This window comes from Microbulbifer weihaiensis (assembly GCF_048323715.1).
Classification (GTDB): Bacteria; Pseudomonadota; Gammaproteobacteria; order Pseudomonadales; family Cellvibrionaceae; genus Microbulbifer.
The window spans coordinates 233677-250711 of sequence record NZ_JBLWFL010000006.1 but is presented as its reverse complement, the minus strand read 5'-3'; the positions used below and the strand labels follow the sequence as shown (position 1 = coordinate 250711).

At 57.1% G+C, this 17035-nt stretch carries 14 protein-coding genes; 1 reads left to right on the top strand and 13 read right to left on the bottom strand.

Annotated features, from left to right (window positions below):
- Window positions 1–3: 3 nt before the first annotated feature.
- From gspL to ACNKU7_RS09190, 12 genes are all read right to left on the bottom strand, one after another.
- Window positions 4–1320, bottom strand: coding sequence for a type II secretion system protein GspL (gspL, locus tag ACNKU7_RS09245; protein WP_418296684.1), 1317 nt, complete (start codon window positions 1318–1320; stop codon window positions 4–6).
- Complete coding sequence (gene gspK, locus ACNKU7_RS09240; RefSeq protein WP_418296683.1) at window positions 1321–2313, bottom strand: type II secretion system minor pseudopilin GspK; 993 nt, start codon at window positions 2311–2313, stop codon at window positions 1321–1323.
- Window positions 2285–3190 (bottom strand): type II secretion system minor pseudopilin GspJ, encoded by a 906-nt coding sequence (gene gspJ, locus ACNKU7_RS09235; protein WP_418296682.1) that lies wholly within the window; start codon window positions 3188–3190, stop codon window positions 2285–2287. Before gspJ ends, gspK begins: the two co-directional genes overlap by 29 nt.
- A complete protein-coding gene (gene gspI, locus ACNKU7_RS09230; RefSeq protein WP_418296681.1) occupies window positions 3187–3555 on the bottom strand; it encodes a type II secretion system minor pseudopilin GspI in 369 nt (122 codons plus the stop codon). The genes gspJ and gspI overlap by 4 nt, the downstream gene beginning before the upstream one ends.
- Entirely contained in the window at window positions 3545–4147 is a 603-nt protein-coding gene (gene gspH, locus ACNKU7_RS09225) for a type II secretion system minor pseudopilin GspH (RefSeq protein ID WP_418296680.1), read from the bottom strand. The genes gspI and gspH overlap by 11 nt, the downstream gene beginning before the upstream one ends.
- Window positions 4148–4168: 21 nt before the next feature.
- Window positions 4169–4597 (bottom strand): type II secretion system major pseudopilin GspG, encoded by a 429-nt coding sequence (gspG, locus tag ACNKU7_RS09220; RefSeq protein WP_418296679.1) that lies wholly within the window; start codon window positions 4595–4597, stop codon window positions 4169–4171.
- A gap of 59 nt (window positions 4598–4656) precedes the next feature.
- Window positions 4657–5874, bottom strand: coding sequence for a type II secretion system inner membrane protein GspF (gene gspF, locus ACNKU7_RS09215; protein WP_418296678.1), 1218 nt, complete (start codon window positions 5872–5874; stop codon window positions 4657–4659).
- A gap of 1 nt (window position 5875) precedes the next feature.
- Window positions 5876–7354, bottom strand: a complete 1479-nt coding sequence (gene gspE / locus ACNKU7_RS09210) for a type II secretion system ATPase GspE (RefSeq protein ID WP_418296677.1) — start codon at window positions 7352–7354, stop codon at window positions 5876–5878.
- Window positions 7354–9267 carry a type II secretion system secretin GspD gene (gene gspD / locus ACNKU7_RS09205; RefSeq protein WP_418296676.1) on the bottom strand — a complete coding sequence of 638 codons (1914 nt, stop codon included), beginning with the start codon at window positions 9265–9267 and terminating at the stop codon, window positions 7354–7356. The genes gspE and gspD overlap by 1 nt, the downstream gene beginning before the upstream one ends.
- Before the next feature lie 127 nt (window positions 9268–9394).
- Entirely contained in the window at window positions 9395–10078 is a 684-nt protein-coding gene (locus tag ACNKU7_RS09200; protein ID WP_418296675.1) for a type II secretion system protein N, read from the bottom strand.
- Window positions 10079–10282: 204 nt separating this feature from the next.
- Window positions 10283–11212: an electron transfer flavoprotein subunit alpha/FixB family protein gene (locus ACNKU7_RS09195; RefSeq protein ID WP_418296674.1), complete on the bottom strand. Its 930-nt coding sequence runs from the start codon at window positions 11210–11212 to the stop codon at window positions 10283–10285.
- Entirely contained in the window at window positions 11212–11961 is a 750-nt protein-coding gene (locus tag ACNKU7_RS09190; protein WP_418296673.1) for an electron transfer flavoprotein subunit beta/FixA family protein, read from the bottom strand. Before ACNKU7_RS09190 ends, ACNKU7_RS09195 begins: the two co-directional genes overlap by 1 nt.
- Window positions 11962–12417: 456 nt before the next feature.
- On the opposite strand from ACNKU7_RS09190, the gene ACNKU7_RS09185 reads away from it, so the two are divergent.
- Window positions 12418–14040: an electron transfer flavoprotein-ubiquinone oxidoreductase gene (locus ACNKU7_RS09185; protein ID WP_418296875.1), complete on the top strand. Its 1623-nt coding sequence runs from the start codon at window positions 12418–12420 to the stop codon at window positions 14038–14040.
- A 188-nt stretch (window positions 14041–14228) separates the two neighbouring features.
- Here the strand turns inward: ACNKU7_RS09185 and ACNKU7_RS09180 are convergent, their stop codons facing one another.
- On the bottom strand, window positions 14229–16973 hold the full coding sequence (locus tag ACNKU7_RS09180) for a TonB-dependent receptor domain-containing protein (protein WP_418296672.1): 2745 nt from the start codon (window positions 16971–16973) through the stop codon (window positions 14229–14231).
- Window positions 16974–17035 lie beyond the last annotated feature (62 nt).

The following is a 17035-nucleotide window of genomic DNA, read 5'->3' as shown; positions in this document are numbered from 1 at the left end:
CACTCAACGCAGGCGAATCCGCCCGGACACACCGTCTTCCAGCTCATTCGCCGCCAGCAGTTCCGCCCGATACTGACTGTTTGACAGCTTCCCGACTACCGCGTCCAGTTGGCCCAGGTTGGCCGCACGCAATTGCAGTACGAGTTCGCCCCGATTGCCGTCGAAACGCAGCGACTGCAGGCGCAAATCACCACCAGACCAGACACTCGCCAACTGCTGTAACTGGCTGGCGAAATCGCCGGCGCCGCCAGTGGACTGATTCAGGTAACCCTGAACCTGGCGGCGGAGGTCGGCGCGCGGCGTATCATTGGGGAAAATTTCGCTGAACAAGGCACGTGCGTCGGCATCCGCGCGGTTCGCCTGAACCTTGTAATAGGTACCGACACCAACGAAAAACAGAAGCTGCGCAATAAAACAGGCCGCGACCGCGATGGCGGGTTTCTTCCACCAGGGCCCTTCAGCTGCATGCAGGGAAATCTGATACTCCCCACAGAGCAGGTTTCCAGCCTGGGTACCGGCCAGCTGCTGCAGCAGCAGTTCTTCGGCAGGTGCCGGGGCAATTTCCACATCCGCGAGCTGCGACAGGCCCGCCACCTCGAGCTCCTCGGCCTGCCCGAAGATACGCAGTGACTGGCGCTCACCACCGGTGGCCGCATCGGCGTCATCGGTTTCCGGGGCAAACAGACTTTCCGCGACGGGCAACAGCAGCGAACGGTGAACGGTGAGACCGCGACCGGCGCCCTGCCACAGGTGCGCCCAATGACCCTCGAGCCACACACTGCTCTGACCTGAAAGCACACTCAACAGGCGGTACTCAGGAATCGCAACGGTCACGGGCCAACCGAGACGCTCAAGCTGTGCATGTAACACGTCCATCTTGTAACGGGATACCGCCATTACCGTACACAGGTCACCGCTCACCGGCGTGCAGGCAAAGTGGAGATCTTCAACATCTTCCGCCAGCTGCTCTTCCACCATGTAGCCCACCGCACTGCTCTGGCGGCGGGCCGCGCGAGGGATAACCTCCAGCCCGCTCCAGACCCAGCTGCCGGGCAGCAGTAATAAAGCGCGACAATCCGGTTCAAATTCGAGCGCCACTGCCTCCGAAGGCGGCACACCTTGAGGAGCCGCTGACCCGGATTCCCGAGCGATCCCGATCTCCTGATCACCTTCTGCCGCGGCCGTACGGAATGCGCGCACAAACTCTTCGTCGATGATTACCGGCCGCCATGTGCCGCCGCTCCAGCACTGGATCTCCAGCGGCGCGACATCAGCGGCCGCTGGTTCAACCAGCCTCAATAGCATCTGTTTCTGGCTCAATTAATCCCCCAGTAATTCCTGCAATAACTGCCCGGAAAACTCGCGCCGCTGGCGCTGAATGACTTTCACTTTACCCGATGTCGCATCGAGCTGAAGAATGGATTCCCAATACTGCCGGTGCTCAAAACCCAGCTGCACGGCGATATGTGCAACAAAGTAGGTACTGTGGAAGTCCACATCCCCAGTGCCACCCTTCACTTCGAAAGTATCCAGGTCAGAGGCCTGGGCGAATGGTGTACCTGATTCACGCTGATTGATCAGCCCAGCGATGTTCGCTGAGGGAAACATCGCCTCGAGAAGTGGCTGAGAGGCCGTATTCACGTTAATTCGACTGCCAGTTTCCGGTAACGCACAGAGTTCCGACTCCAGCTCCTGCCAGATATCGGCTTCCATGCCCTGTACATGGCGCAGCTCTGAAATGTCTGTGATCAGGGTATCCGGCGTCCGGTGGGCCACTTCCATTCCCAGGTAGCCGGTGTCTTCGGTCCCGGAGCCGAGCGGTGTATCGCCCGCATCGAGCCAGTCTTCTATGGCCAGCGCCAAGTCCGGCTGCCCGCCCACATTGCGCACCAGATTGCGCAATTGGTTCGCGTAGGCGCTCTCGGCGCCTCCAGCTCGACCCAGTGTTAAATTATTTACATTAAAACAAGACTGCAAGTCCTTGATTTGTATGCGTATTTTCCCGTTATCCGGGTTAAATTCTGTCAGCTTCTGAGCCCAGGCTTCCTGCAGGTTGTCACTGCTGTCCGCTGCACCAGCGTCCTCTTCAAAATCGCGCTCCAGGGCGATGATCGCCCAGGCTTCCGCACCGCGCACGAACTCTGCGAGCTGGGTATTGGCGAGAATCGCCCCGGTGCGGGAAATCGCCAGCTGATTTCGCATCACCGCATGACTCACCGCCGCCACGGCAATGACCATCACCAATAAAACCGTGATCAGGGCGACGCCCCGTTGCTGTACGATCCTAGCGGGCATCACTGTCGGACTGGCCATCCGCCCCCCCACTCGATTCGCGCTCACCCTCATCACCGCCCGATGAATCCGACTCGCCTTCACCGCGACCCTCATCGTCGCCGCTATCGTCGCCACCATCGCTGCCGTCACGGTCACCACCACTGTCGCCACCAGAACCACTGCCCGCAGTGATGGTGTATTCCGGTAGTGAGAACACCCGGCGCATCTCTCCGGTAGTCTGGGTAATCAGGGTTATTTCAATAGCCTCTGGCAAGCGGAGATCAGCTGTTCCGGGCGTAGTGCCCGTTGATACCGGGGGCCACTGCGACAACCAGACTTCGCTTTCGCCATCGTAATAGCGCACCATCATATCGATCACGCCATCGAGAACGGGCTCAGCCAACGGCTCTGTATCCGGGCCTCGGTCGAGCACGCTCCAGCGACTGCGGAGCAACAGGGCCGAAGAATCGCCGTCGTCCTGGTAACGGTCGCGCTCGCGCCAATCTGAATCCTCTTCGGCGAACCCTATCCCGTAATGCAGCCGTTGCAACTGGCCACGCGGCTCCCCGGTGAGGTTCGCGGCACCCAGGCGGGTAAACTCAAACTCGTTGGCGACACCCTGGAATGCCGGCTCGTAACCGCTGTAGGCATTTTTGACCGGGCGCACCGTCACCTGTCGCAGGTCATCGTCTAGCCGGTACATCGCCATCGACAGTCGCCGCATAACCTCCGCGCGCCCCGTCAATACACGATCCGTGTTGAAGAAAGTTTCCAGGAGGGAATAGGAGCCGATGCCGATGATAGATACGATAACCAGCACCACGAGCAGCTCGATCAGCGTAAAACCGCCCTCGCTGGCCGCAGGCCGGCCAACCTTGCGGGTGTGGCGCGAGCGCAAAACAGAAACACCCTTCATGGCTGCGCCATCCAGGTATCGATGGTAAGGATCGGGGACTGGTCGGGCCAGCCGACCTGCACGATCAGGTGTCGCATGCGCGGCTCACTGGTGGACTTGACCTCGGCGGCCACCTGCCACTCGCGCTCGCCCACGATGACTTTTTCGGTTTTCTTGCCCAGTGGCGGCCAGTCTGTTCTGAGACGAATCTCTTCCAGCGCTTGTTGTGCGACCCAATTCGCCGCGAGGCGCTCTTCCAGTGCGGCCTGTTGACGCACACTGTCCTGCAGCGTTTTGAGCACGCTGGCGGCGATGACGCCGAAAATCACCAGTGCCACCAGCACTTCAACGAGGGTGAAGCCCCGCTGGCGAAACCTAGAGTTCATCGCTCAACCACTCCAGCTCCATTCCGTGGAGGGTGCTGTACGAAACGACGGCGCTGCGGGCGACTTTTTCGTTTTTCAGCAGGTGCACTGCGACTTCTATCGGAAGTACTTCGCCGCTTGAAAGTGCGGCAAACTGGGGCAGTGCCTCTTTGCTGTCTTTCTTCGAAGAACTGCCCTTGCCTTTTTCACGACCAAACTCCGCGTCACTGCTGTTGGCACCGGGGAGTTCCGTCTGGGAAAGGACTTCGATACGCATATTCTGCGGTAATTCGTGGGAGGTGAAACGGCGGGCGTTGGCGCTCGCCGGGTTATCGGCGAAATCCAGCTCGACCCATTTCATGGCCGAATTGTCGTAACGAACGACCGTATAACCGTCCTCTTCGAGCACGACGCCGAGATGCGCCTTGTCGATCAGAGCGCGATCTGCGACCAACTGCAACAGGTTGGCCAACCGCTGCACCTCACCAGTCCAGTTACGACCTTCCGAATTACCCAGGGAGAGAGTTGCCATACCCGCCAGCGTGGCGATGATCACAATCACCACCAACAGCTCGATCAACGTAAACCCCCGCTGACGGGTTGTGGCTTTCATCAGAGATAACCCGAACCAGCCTCAGAGTTCTGAAGCGAACAGGTCGGAGGCCTCGCCTTCACCACCCGGTTTGCCATCGGCGCCCAGGCTGAAGAGGTCGTAAGCACCGTTGCTGCCGGGGCTGATGTACTGATACTCATTGCCCCAGGGATCTTTCGGCGCTTTCTTCAGGTAAGGGTCGGTCCAGTTTTTGGCTTCAGGGAAACCGGAAGGCTTGGTAACCAACGCCTCGAGACCCTGATCAGAGCTCGGATATACAAAGTTGTCCATGCGGTACATATCCAGCGCAGTGGAAATGGCCCGCAGATCCACGGTCGCCGCCTTAACACGGGCTTCTCCGGTACGACCCAGCACGTTTGGGATAACCAGAGCACCCAGGACACCAAGAATCACAATCACCACCATGATCTCGATCAGGGTAAAACCCCCGCTCTTACGCAAATTCTTCATTTTTCACCTCGATTCAAAGCCAAGCGACAGTTTGCCGCACTGTTCCCTTCTCAACCAGCTCAAACCACCAGCTGATTCATACTCATGATCGGCATCATGATTGCCATAACGATAAACAGCACGATTCCCGCCATTACCAGCAGCATAATCGGCTCAAACAAACTCACGAAAGCGGTAACCGCGCCCTGCAGGTCACGCTCCTGGTTTTCCGCAGCGCGCACCAGCATTTGATCCAGCGTACCGGATGACTCACCGCTCGCGATCATGTAAATCATCATTGGAGGAAAGTATTCCACGTCCTCCAGTGCGCGGCGCAAACTACCGCCTTCCCGCACAGACTTCTGCGCCGCCTGCAGGCGATCCTTCAGGAAGTCATTGCCCATAACGCCACTCGCAATGCCCATCGCCTGCACCAGGGGCACACTGCTCCCGGTCAGGATGGCGAGAGTGCCTATATAGCGGGCACTTTGGCCGCCGCGCACCAGCCAGCCAATCATTGGCATATCAAGCAGACGGTGATGGAAACGGTAACGGAACCCGGCCTGACGCATCAACAGTGTCCAGCCCACCACCATCAGAACCAGCGCCGGCGGAATCATCCAGCCCCATGCGGAGATAAAGTCGCTGATCGACACCAGAATCCGGGTGGCCAGGGGCAACTGCTGTCCGGTACCGGTAAATACCTCGATCACGTCGGGAACAACGTAAACCATCAGCCCGGTAACCACCAATATGCAGATTACGACGAGGACAACGGGGTAGATAAGCGCCAGCTGCACTTTTTGACGAAACTGTTGCTGACTCTCGGTGTAATCACCGAGGCGCTCCAGTACATCGTCCAGGTGACCAGAATGCTCTCCCGCCTCCACTGTGGCGCGGTAGAGCTTGGGGAAGGCCCGCGGGAAACCTCCCAATGCCTGGGCGAAACTGTGCCCTTCGAGCACCTTCGCCCGCACCGCCAATACAATACGGCGCACCTTCTGGTTTCTGGTTTGGTTGGCGATGGCACCCAGGGTTTCTTCGAGCGGGATGCCCGCGCGCAAGAGCGTGGCGATCTGCCGGGTAAGCAGCGCCAGCGCCTTGATTCCCAGCCCAGGGCTGGTGGACAGCAGGCTGCCGCCGCTCTGAGAGTGAGATTCTGATGCCGGGCTGACCTCGAGGGGAATCAAACCTTTCGCCCGCAGCTGCTGGCGGGCCGCCTTGGCGCTATCTGCCTCAAGGGTACCGCGGTTTTTACGCCCCCCGGCGTTCAGGGCCGTGTACTCGAATGCACCCATGTCAGGACTCCTGGGTTACCCTCAGTACTTCTTCCAGTGAAGTGATACCAGACAGCACTTTGGCCATGCCGTCGTCGCGAATGCTAGGCCCCAAGGTGCGGGCCTCCTGAACCAGGGCGTTTTCCGAGGCCCGGTCGTGAATCATCTGGCGCAGTTTCTCGTTCACCGGCACCAGTTCATAGATACCGACGCGCCCGAGATAGCCGCTGTGGTTACAGCGGTCACAGCCGCCCGGCTGATAGATGGTGGCTCCCTTTCCTGCTTCCACGCCCAGCAAACGGCACTCAAAGGCATCCGCCTGATGCGGCTGCCGACACTCGGGGCACAGGACGCGGACCAGCCGCTGGGCCAGCACACCGATCACACTGGAAGACAACAGGAAGGGCTCGATACCCATATCCACAAGGCGCGTCACCGCGCCCAGTGCAGTATTGGTATGCAGGGTGGAGAGCACCAGGTGTCCGGTAAGACTCGCCTGAATGGCAATCTGCATGGTTTCCAGGTCGCGAATCTCACCCACCATCACCACGTCGGGATCCTGACGCAAAATCGCCCGCAGACCGCGGGCAAAGGTCATGTCCGCTTTGGTGTTAACCTGGGTCTGGCCGACGCCTTCCAGGTTGTATTCGACCGGATCTTCCACGGTCAAAATATTCTTTTCGCGGTTGTTGATGCTGGCGAGACCGGCATACAGCGTGGTGGTTTTACCGGAGCCGGTCGGCCCCGTAACCAGCAAAATACCATGCGGGCGACCGAGCAGCTCCATCATGACCTTAAGGTCACGCTCCTCCATGCCCAACTGGCGCATATCCATCTTGCCCGCCTGCTTGTCCAGCAGACGCATCACAACCCGCTCCCCCGCAGAAGACGGCATGGTGGATACACGAACGTCCACCTCACGCCCCCCCATGAGCAGGGAAATACGGCCGTCCTGGGGCACCCGCTTCTCGGCGATATCGAGCTTCGCCATCACCTTGATACGGGATACCAGCAAAGGGGCCAGGGCGCGACGGGGCTGAAGTACCTCACGCAGCACACCATCCACCCGGAAGCGCACCACGAGGCGCTTTTCGAAAGTTTCGATGTGAATATCAGACGCGCCCTGCTTCAGGGATTCTGCAAAGATTGCGTTGATCAGGCGCACGATGGGTGCATCGTCTTCCTGCTCGAGCAAATCTTCTGTTTCAGGCAGGGAATCTGCCACCGCAGCCAGATCGAGGTCATCGCCAAGCCCCTCAACGTCAGAGAGGTTGCCGCCTTCACGGTTTTCATACAGCCGCTGAAGTGTGTTCTGGAAGGTTTCACCATCGACCGCCGCTGCAGTCAGAGGCACTTCACACAGGCGCTGCACTTCCGCCAACACCATGGGGTTGAGCGGCGCTACATACTGGCACACCGGTGCCCCATTCTCTTCCGCCAACAGCACCTGGTGCCGTTTGGCGAACGCGTAAGGCAGGCGTTTTACTGCAAGCTCAGCCATTATTTGGTTGCCTCAGTCTCCACTGGCAGCAGCTCTTCCTGCTGCTCGTAACCGGCTGCCGGAGGCAACAGATCCGGAAGGGTCTCGCCGCGGTGCCAGTCCCAGATACGGCTGGTGCGGTCGCGCAGCAGGAGCTGCTTTTCCTGCATATCGCGGTAGCGCTTGCGCGTCTCTTCATAGCCCGCAATTTGCGTGCTGAGGATTTTCGGACGCAGGAACACCATCAGGTTGGTCTTGTCGACTGACTTGGAGGAATTGCGGAACAGGCGGCCAATACCCGGGATATCGCCGAGCAATGGCACCTTCTGATTGATTTCCGTTACCTTGTCTTCGATCAGACCGCCCAGCACCAGAATGGCGCCGTCATCGATCAGCACTTTGGTGCGGATCTCGCGCTTGCTGGTGACGATGTCCGCCGCCTGACCGGTAACCGGCAGGACGTTCTCCACCTTCTGTTCGATTTCCAGCGTTACGGAATTGTTGTTGTTTACCCGCGGGGTAACTTTCAGCGTGGTACCCACATCCTGACGCTGGATCGTGGTGAACGGGTCGTTGTTGCTGCCAGACAGCAGCTGCTCACCGGTAATGAACGGTACGTTCTGGCCGACGAGGATCTCTGCCTCTTCGTTATCCAGCGCCATGATGGTCGGCGTGGACAGGATATTTGCGTTGTTCTCACTGGCAATCGCGTTGATTGCAACCCGCACGTCACTACCGCTCAGAAAACCGAGGTTTAGGCCCTGGCGCACCAGGTTGATCGGGTTCAAAGACGTCGGATTGATGACGGCGCCATCCACGACAATGCTGCCTTCGTCATCTTCATCGCCAAGGGCGATGTCATTCTCGAAGCCGGCAAACACATCATCGTCACCAGCGATCCACTTGATACCAAGGTCATTCCCGGTACCTTCGGTGACTTCAACGATAATTGCCTCAATCAGCACCTGCGCGCGGCGCACATCGAGCTTGGCAATAACGCCCTTCATGGTTTCCAGTAGCGAAGGCGGCGCAGTCAGGATCAGCGCGTTCAGCTCTTCATTTACCTGGATGCTGACTTCTACATCCGCGACCTGCTGATCTTTCTCCGTCTTCTGGATACTGCCGCTCATGCCCTCAAGGATGGGCTTCAGGTCAGCGGCACTGGCGTACTGCACATAGACAACCGCCGTATTGCCTTCACCGGCCAGGGGTTGATCCAACCGCTGAATCACTTTCTTGAGCTGTACACGGGTTACCGGGTCACCGGTGAGCAGGATGGCATTGGAGCGCTCGTCAACGGCAATCCGCAGGGGCTGGACATCGCTGCCCGCCTGCTTGCCGCCACCTTGAAGGAGTTCATTGATCACCTGTTTCACTTCCTTCGCGGATGCGAATTCCAGCGGTACCAGTTCAATATCAATGGCACCGGCGCGATCCAGCTGTTTGATCAGGCGTACGATCTGGTCAATGTTTGCCGCGCGGTCTGCGATGATCAGGGTATTGGTGTCCGCGTAGGCAGCCAGGTGCCCGGTCTGCGGGATCAGGGGGCGCAGCATGGCGATCAGCTGGGCTGCAGAAATGTTTTCCACCTTGACCGTTCGAACCACGAGCGATTCGCCGGGCGCCTTGGTGCGGTCATCCGCTACCGGTATTGCCTGCTGCTTGGCGAGCGCATCCGGCACCACCTTCCAGGCGTCGCCCTGCTCCACCAGGCTGAACCCGTTGACCTGCAGCACTGACATGAACACATCGAATGCCTGTTCGTGGGTCATCGGGTCGCCAGCCACAACAGTGACCTTACCCTTAACGTTCGGGTGAACGATGATGTTCTTGCCGGTAAAGTCGGCGGCCCAATTGATCAAGTCCCGGATGTCAGCGTTGTCAAGTGACAGCGTAACCCGTTCGGGCGCCTGAGCCTGCACCGAAAACGACATCAAAAAAACCAGGGCGACTGCAGTGAGTCGTCGGCAAAACAAGCGCATCATTGTAATTCTGACTCTAATTCTTATGTAATTCTGTTGGTTGTAGGTCTTGCAAAACAGGCTATTGAACTGCGCTACCCTATCGCTCAGTTCTGATATTCTGCCTGGTCCGGGCCATCTCCCGCAGTTGCTCCAGCCGCTCCCGAATCGACTGCTGCTTATCGGCAGACCCCATCGAAGCGTTCGCGCCAATTGCCTGGGCCGCCTCACGTGCATAGTTTGCGTACTGTTTGGGAACGGTCGGGCGGCCATCCGCATCCGGGTATGTCAGCTTTTCCATTTGGCCATTGCGACGCAGGATGATGTGGTCAACCTCCACCGAATAGACTTCAGCCCCTCCGGCGGTCTTATCGCCCACAAAAACACGCTCTGCCGGCTTGCCGCGCTCGGCGATCAGCGCGCTCGCCCGATCGCTGACGCTGCTGCTTAGAACACCAGACAGCACAAGGTTCAACTGCGTGATGGGAATGTTTTCAAGGTCCAGTTCCGCGACCGTCTCTTTCTTGACTTCCGCGACACCAAAGAACGGGGTGCTGGGCAGGCTTACGTTGGGCGCGCTGGCGACGGATCGATTGGTGCGTTCAACCAGCAGGCTCTCTTCGCCTTTGCCGGGAATCACCAGGCTTCCGTAGGCAACCAGGTTGACAGAGAGCCACCCCCCTACCACGGCGACCGTAGCCCACAGACTACGATTCACGGTGCGCGGAGAGGCTCCGGCGGAATTATTGACTACTGACGCTACAGCGCGTTTGACCAAAGACATGACTAAACCCGTCTCTGCTGTACCACATACAGCCCGTTTTCATTATTGGGCGCCTATTCTGGTAGCTCATTACAAGAAAGGCAATGTTAAGCGCCGTAAAGGTTCAAAAAGTGACCAATCAGACACTTCGCTCAAATAATTTGGGCCAATGAAAAGGGCGGCCGAAGCCGCCCTTTTCGCTACCGACAGTGTATGAAGCAAAGATTACAGCTTTGTTTCAAGCTCCGGTACCGCATCAAACAGATCGGCTACCAGGCCGTAATCCGCAACCGAGAAAATCGGCGCTTCTTCATCTTTGTTGATGGCCACGATCACCTTGGAGTCTTTCATACCCGCAAGGTGCTGAATGGCGCCAGAGATACCGACCGCAATATACAGATCCGGGGCGACGATCTTACCAGTCTGGCCCACCTGCATGTCGTTAGGCACAAATCCGGCGTCTACTGCCGCACGAGATGCGCCGACGGCCGCACCCAGCTTGTCTGCGACCTTGTACAGCATTTCAAAGTTATCGCCATTCTGCATGCCGCGGCCACCAGAGATCACCACGCGGGCGCCAGTCAGCTCAGGACGATCAGACACCGCCAGTTCTTCCCCGACAAACTTGGAGACCGCCGCATCTTCCGCGAAGCCCACAGCTTCAACGGCAGCACTGCCGCCCTCAGCTGCAACCGGATCGAAAGCAGTAGTGCGCACAGAAGCCACCTTGATGGCATCAGAGCTCTGCACGGTGGCGATCACATTACCCGCGTAGATCGGGCGCTTGAAGGTGTCCGGGCTCTCCACGGAGAGAATGTCGGAAATCGGCTGTACATCCAGCAGAGCCGCTGCGCGCGGCAGCATGTTCTTGCCGGTTGTGGTGGCCGGCGCCAGTACGTGGCTGTAATTTTTACCCAGGTCTGCCACCAGCTTGGCAACATTTTCGGCCAGCTGATGCTCGTAAATGGCGTTGTCAGCAACCAGTACCTTGTTGACGCCTTCCGCTTTCGCAGCGGCCTCACCAACGGCACCACAGCCGCTGCCAGCGACCAGCACGTCGATGTCACCACCAATGGCTTTAGCGGCAGCGATGGTGTTCAGAGTCGCGCCTTTCAGTTCGGCGTTATCGTGTTCTGCAATTACCAGGATGCTCATCAGATTACCTTCGCCTCGCTCTTCAGTTTCTCCACCAGTTCCGCAACATCGGCAACCTTGATGCCAGCCTGGCGCTCGGCCGGCGGCTCAACTTTCAGGGTCTTGGTGCGGGGCGCGATATCCACACCCAGATCTGCCGGGGTAGTGACATCCAGAGGCTTCTTCTTAGCCTTCATGATGTTCGGCAGGGAAGCGTAGCGAGGCTCATTCAGGCGCAGGTCTGTAGTGACTACGGCCGGCAGGCTCAACTCAACGGTCTGCAGACCGCCGTCGACCTCGCGGGTCACCTTGACAGAGCCTTCTTCCACATTCACTTCGGAGGCAAAGGTGCCCTGACCCATACCAGTCAATGCGGCCAGCATCTGACCAGTCTGGTTGTTGTCGCCATCGATGGACTGCTTGCCGAGAATAACCAGTTGCGGCTCTTCCTTTTCGACCAGCGCCTTAAGGCACTTGGCAACGGCCAGCGGCTGAAGTTCGGCGTCAGTTTCTACCTGAATACCGCGGTCAGCACCCAGCGCAAGCGCTGTGCGAATCTGTTCCTGGCACTGCTTCGGCCCCATGGAAACGGCGACGATCTCGCTCACTACGCCCTTTTCTTTAAGGCGTACCGCTTCTTCCACAGCGATTTCACAGAAGGGGTTGATGGACATCTTGACGTTGGCAGTGTCCACATCAGAACCATCCGCCTTAGGGCGGACTTTCACGTTGTAATCCACAACGCGTTTCACAGCTACAAGAACTTTCATGAAAATCCCGTCTCAGTAGTCTACGTAGAAGCCGCTATTGCACTCCGGCAGGAGCCAATGCGGCGTTTATACTCGGGCAGCCTCCCGGCTGAGCTCGGCAACCGGCCCACCCCAAACCCCAATACCGCTGGGTATTACGGCAAATATAGTGGCGTCACCAGTTCAAACACTTGTTTGAGCGGCGTGTATGGTGGCCCTTTCAAAAGCCAAAATCAATAGTGGAATAGTAAGCCTAGCAGTCATTCACCAGATCTATTCCAGACCATAACACCACCCTATTCTCTTAATAAAAATCAAGGCCTTACGCTGCTTTTGCCATCAGAATTGAAAAATCCTGCAATTGGTAGGGTTATACGATCGCCGATATAATCGGCCGCCAGAATACAGGTCCGCCGCAATTCGGCGGCTGAATAATGAGAGCAACTTGCTGAGGAGACACCTGTGGAACGCGAGTCAATGGAATACGACGTAGTCATCGTGGGTGCAGGCCCCGCCGGACTTGCAGCTGCGTGCAGACTTCGTCAGATCAATGAAGACCTGTCGGTCTGCGTGGTGGAAAAAGGTTCCGAGGTGGGTGCACACATCCTCTCCGGCGCTGTATTTGAACCCACTGCCCTGAACGAACTCTTCCCGGACTGGAAAGAACGCGGCGCTCCCTTACACACCGAAGTGAAAGGCGACGATATCTACGTACTGCGCGGCCCGGAAAAAGGTATGAAAGTGCCTAATATGCTGGTGCCGACCACCATGCATAACGAAGGCAACTACATTATCAGCCTTGGCAACCTGTGCCGCTGGCTGGCCGAACAGGCCGAAAACCTGGGCGTAGAGATTTTCCCCGGCTTCGCAGCTGCGGAAGTCCTGTATAACGACGATGGCTCCGTAAAAGGTATCGCAACCGGTGACATGGGTGTCGGCGCCAATGGCGAGGAGAAAGACTCCTACATGCCGGGCATGGAGCTGCACGCCAAGTACACCCTTTTCGCCGAGGGTTGTCGCGGCCATCTGGGCAAGCAACTCATCTCAAAGTTCACCCTCGATGCGGATCGCGACCCGCAACATTACGGGATCGGCATCAAGGAAATCTGGAAGATCGACAGCGCCAAGCACCAGCAGGGCCTGGTTGTGCACACAGCCGGCTGGCCGCTGGATGAGTCCGGCACCCCGGGCGGCGGTTTCCTATACCACCTGGAGGACGACCAGGTCGTTGTGGGCCTGATTACGGACCTGTCCTACAGCAACCCGCACGTGAGCCCATTCGATGAATTCCAGCGCTACAAGCACCACCCGGTGATCAAGCAGTATCTGGAAGGCGGCCAGCGCGTGGCCTACGGTGCACGTGCCATCGTAAAAGGCGGCCTGCAGTCCCAGCCGAAAATGACCTTCCCCGGCGGCCTGCTGATCGGCGATGACGCCGGCACCCTGAACTTCGCCAAGATCAAGGGCAACCACACCGCGATGAAATCCGGCATGCTGGCCGCAGAGGCCGTAGCCGAAGCCATCGCCGCGGAACGTGCGAGCGACGAGCTGACTGAATACACCACCAAGTACCAGCAGAGCTGGGCGTGGAAAGAGCTCAATATGCAGCGCAACTTCGGGCCTGCCCAGCACAAGTGGGGCAACATCCTGGGCTCGGCTTACGCATTTATCGATATCAACCTGTTTAAAGGCAAGTTGCCGTGGACCCTGCGCGACAGCAAGGCCGACCACGCACAGCTGAAACCGGCCGCTGACTGCAAAAAGATCAGCTACCCGAAACCCGACGGTGTACTGAGTTTTGACAAGCTGTCTTCGGTATTTATTTCCAATACCAATCACGAGGAAGACCAGCCCTGTCACCTGACACTGAAGGACGCTGACGTACCGCTGAACCACAACCTGCCGATCTACGACGAGCCGGCGCAGCGTTACTGCCCTGCCGGGGTTTACGAAGTGATTGAAGAAGCCGGCAACAAGCGCTTCCAGATCAACGCGCAGAACTGCGTACACTGCAAGACCTGCGACATCAAGGATCCGACCCAGAACATCGTCTGGGTTGCACCGGAAGGCGGCGGCGGCCCCAACTACCCGAATATGTAAACTGCAATCAGTTTGTTTCAGGCGCCTTCGGGCGCCTTTTTTATTTCTGCCAAAACAACCTCGAGCCCATAAAAAAGCCGGACACTGTGCCAGCGCCCGGCTTTGAAGTATTAACTGCTGGTATCATCCTTCCAGGATTGTTGTTGTATTTCCAACCCCTAAAACATCAGCCCCTAAAACACCAGCCCTTAGAACTGATACTGAGCACTCAAAGAGAAAGACTGACCCGGCTTCTCTTCGAACACAATCACGCCAGCACGCTCAATTTCAATCGCGTCATCCAGTAGATTCTGCATCTTGACTTTGACCGTGACCTCATCGGTGGGATACCAGGAGTACGTCAGATCCAGAGAGTGGAACGGTTGCTCAAAGGAATCTGGGGCACCGTTACGACCGGCCAAATACAGACGTTCCCCAAAGACGTTGTACCCGATGGTCGCGGAATGATCGCCATCAGGAGAATCAAAACCAAACAGCGTATTCACCACGTATTCGGAGGCACCAGCCAGTGTTCGCACCTGATTGGTCGGCGCATCGGCATCGGCGCCCGCCACAAGCTCAGACTCCTGAATAGTTACATTACCCTGGAGAAAGAAGCTCTCCATAAAACCGCCCAGGAAACCAAGATCCTTCATGCCTTCCAGCTCGATACCGGTAATTTCACCTGACTCGGCATTTACCAGTTCACGCAGTCGGTCAGTGTCACTGATCGGAGCCTCAAAGAACTCAATCGGGTCAGTGATATCCTTGTAAAACAGAGAAACTGTCAGGTTATCTCCATTATCGAAGAACCACTCCCCCCGCAGGTCGTAATTGCTGATCTCGGACGGACGTACATTTGGATTGCCCCGAACGCGCTCATCAGTGATTGGATCGATATACAACGAATCGGTAATCTCGCGCAGATCCGGCCGCACCGCAGTTTTTGATGCGCCCAAGCGCAACTGGAAGGTATCTGCCCACAGAGAGCCCATATAGGTGAGGGACAGGGATGGATATACATCCTCCTGGGAATAGACTGCGCTGTTCAACTCATCCAGGTCAGATGTGATCTGGGGATCTTCCACGGTGTAACCGTAAGGGTTCCACTTCAATGCAACCTGGCTGTAGTCCTCCCAGCGCGCACCGGCGGAAACACGCCAGGTATCATTCAGAGTCCAGTCAGCCTTACCGAAGGCCGCATCGGTCAAGGTTGCTGCAATATAGCTCTGCTTATTGCCTGGAGAACGGTCGAATACAAAGTTATTATCCGCGTCCGTAATATTTTCGTCGCTAAACACCTGATCCAGAGGCCCATTCAGGAAAGCGTTATCACCAACTTCCAGAATATCCAGTAGCAACTCGGTTTGCTTGTAGGTACGTCCTTTTTCGGTACGTGCAAAACCAGCGCTCAATTCCAGATAGGATGAAGAAAACTCCAAGGGCAACGTCGCTGTCCACCCGTAGTTGGTAACCTGGTCTTCCAACTCGGTAAAACGGAAGTCCGCGCTACGAGCAGCCACTCGTACGTCTGAGCTGATAACCTCACCCGTCACTGGGTCGGTCTCAGTATTGGCAGAAACGCCAACCTGGTTTGGAATATCAGTGGTCGCAGTCGCATCCGAATAAAACCAATCCACTGAAAGCTCATCAGGAACCCAGTTCAGCATACCGGCAGGCATCAGAGCTTTGGTTTCAGCGCCAACCCGGTGGCTACCCTTGACCTGATTGACCACCATCTCGCGCTCTTCGTATTTCAGTTCATACGAACGAAAGCCACGACCATCCGATACCTGACGATTCTCATTGAAATAATCGCTGATGGAAGTTTCATCGTCGGTATTGCGCAGAAACAGGCTGGTGGTTTCCAGTTCATGCTCATCCGCGTAGCGCAGGCCAAGATTCAGACTGCCGTTCAGATCGACTGAATAGGTAGACCTGTTACGGGTATTGATACGCTCTTCCGGGAAGGCATGGTTTCGCTGGGTACGCTCAGTCTCCCGCCACTTACTTTTGTATGAAGCGCCAGCAAGGAAGCCCAGCTCCCACTGATCACCAAAATAGAAGCTATTGCCAACACTCGCCTTAACGTCAGAGTCAGGAGCGCTGGAATCTTCTGCTACGGCGATATCGCGGTTCAGGTTCAGAGCCAGCTCGCGGTTCAATGCCTGAGCTGCAGAGTAGGCCTCTTGGGCATTTGCATACTCGTTTCCTTCAGCAATCAGAGTATCGCGAATACCGGCCACACTCAGGTCACCCTTAAAGCGCTGCATAGCAGCTTCAAGGTTTGAGGACAATGCACGGGTGCCGTCGTCAGCACCAAACGCATCGTCATCACCGCCGGCATAGCTCAGAACATCCCCATCGGTCTCGGTGTTCATACCGGTACCGACTTCAAAGGAAAAAGTCAGGTCTTCGGGAATACCTTTCGTACGGATATCCACGTTACCACCACCAAAGCTTGCAGACTGGTCGGCAGAGTAACTTTTCTGTACGGCCAAAGACTCAACTACAGATGTAGGAAAGAGATCCAGCGGCAGCACGTTGCGAGTCAGATCCGGAGACGGGACAGTTGCACCGTTCAAGGTGGTGCTGGAGTAACGCTCGCCGAGACCTCGAACATAGACAAACTTGTCATTAACCAAAGTCAATCCAGATACGCGCTTCAACGCGGCGGCCACTGTGGAGTCGCCGATGCGGCCAATCATTTCCGCACCCAGTACGTCCATCACCACCTCATCATCGAGGCGCTCGTTGATGAGCGTTTCTGCCGAACTCTGCAGGCGGCCCTGCACCATCATCTCTTCAATTTGCGGCGCCGCAACTTGAGGCTTTACTTCAGCTGCCTCACCGATTTGCTCAGCGTCTTGTGCGTAAACACCGGAAGCAAAAGCTGAAACCGCGGTAATAGCCAGTACCAGCGGCGCTCTCTGAAATTTTTCGATCTTAACCATTACCCAGGCCTCTTATATTCCTGTTTATTACTGTGGTAGAAGCAAAGAGGGCGCCGGCCCTT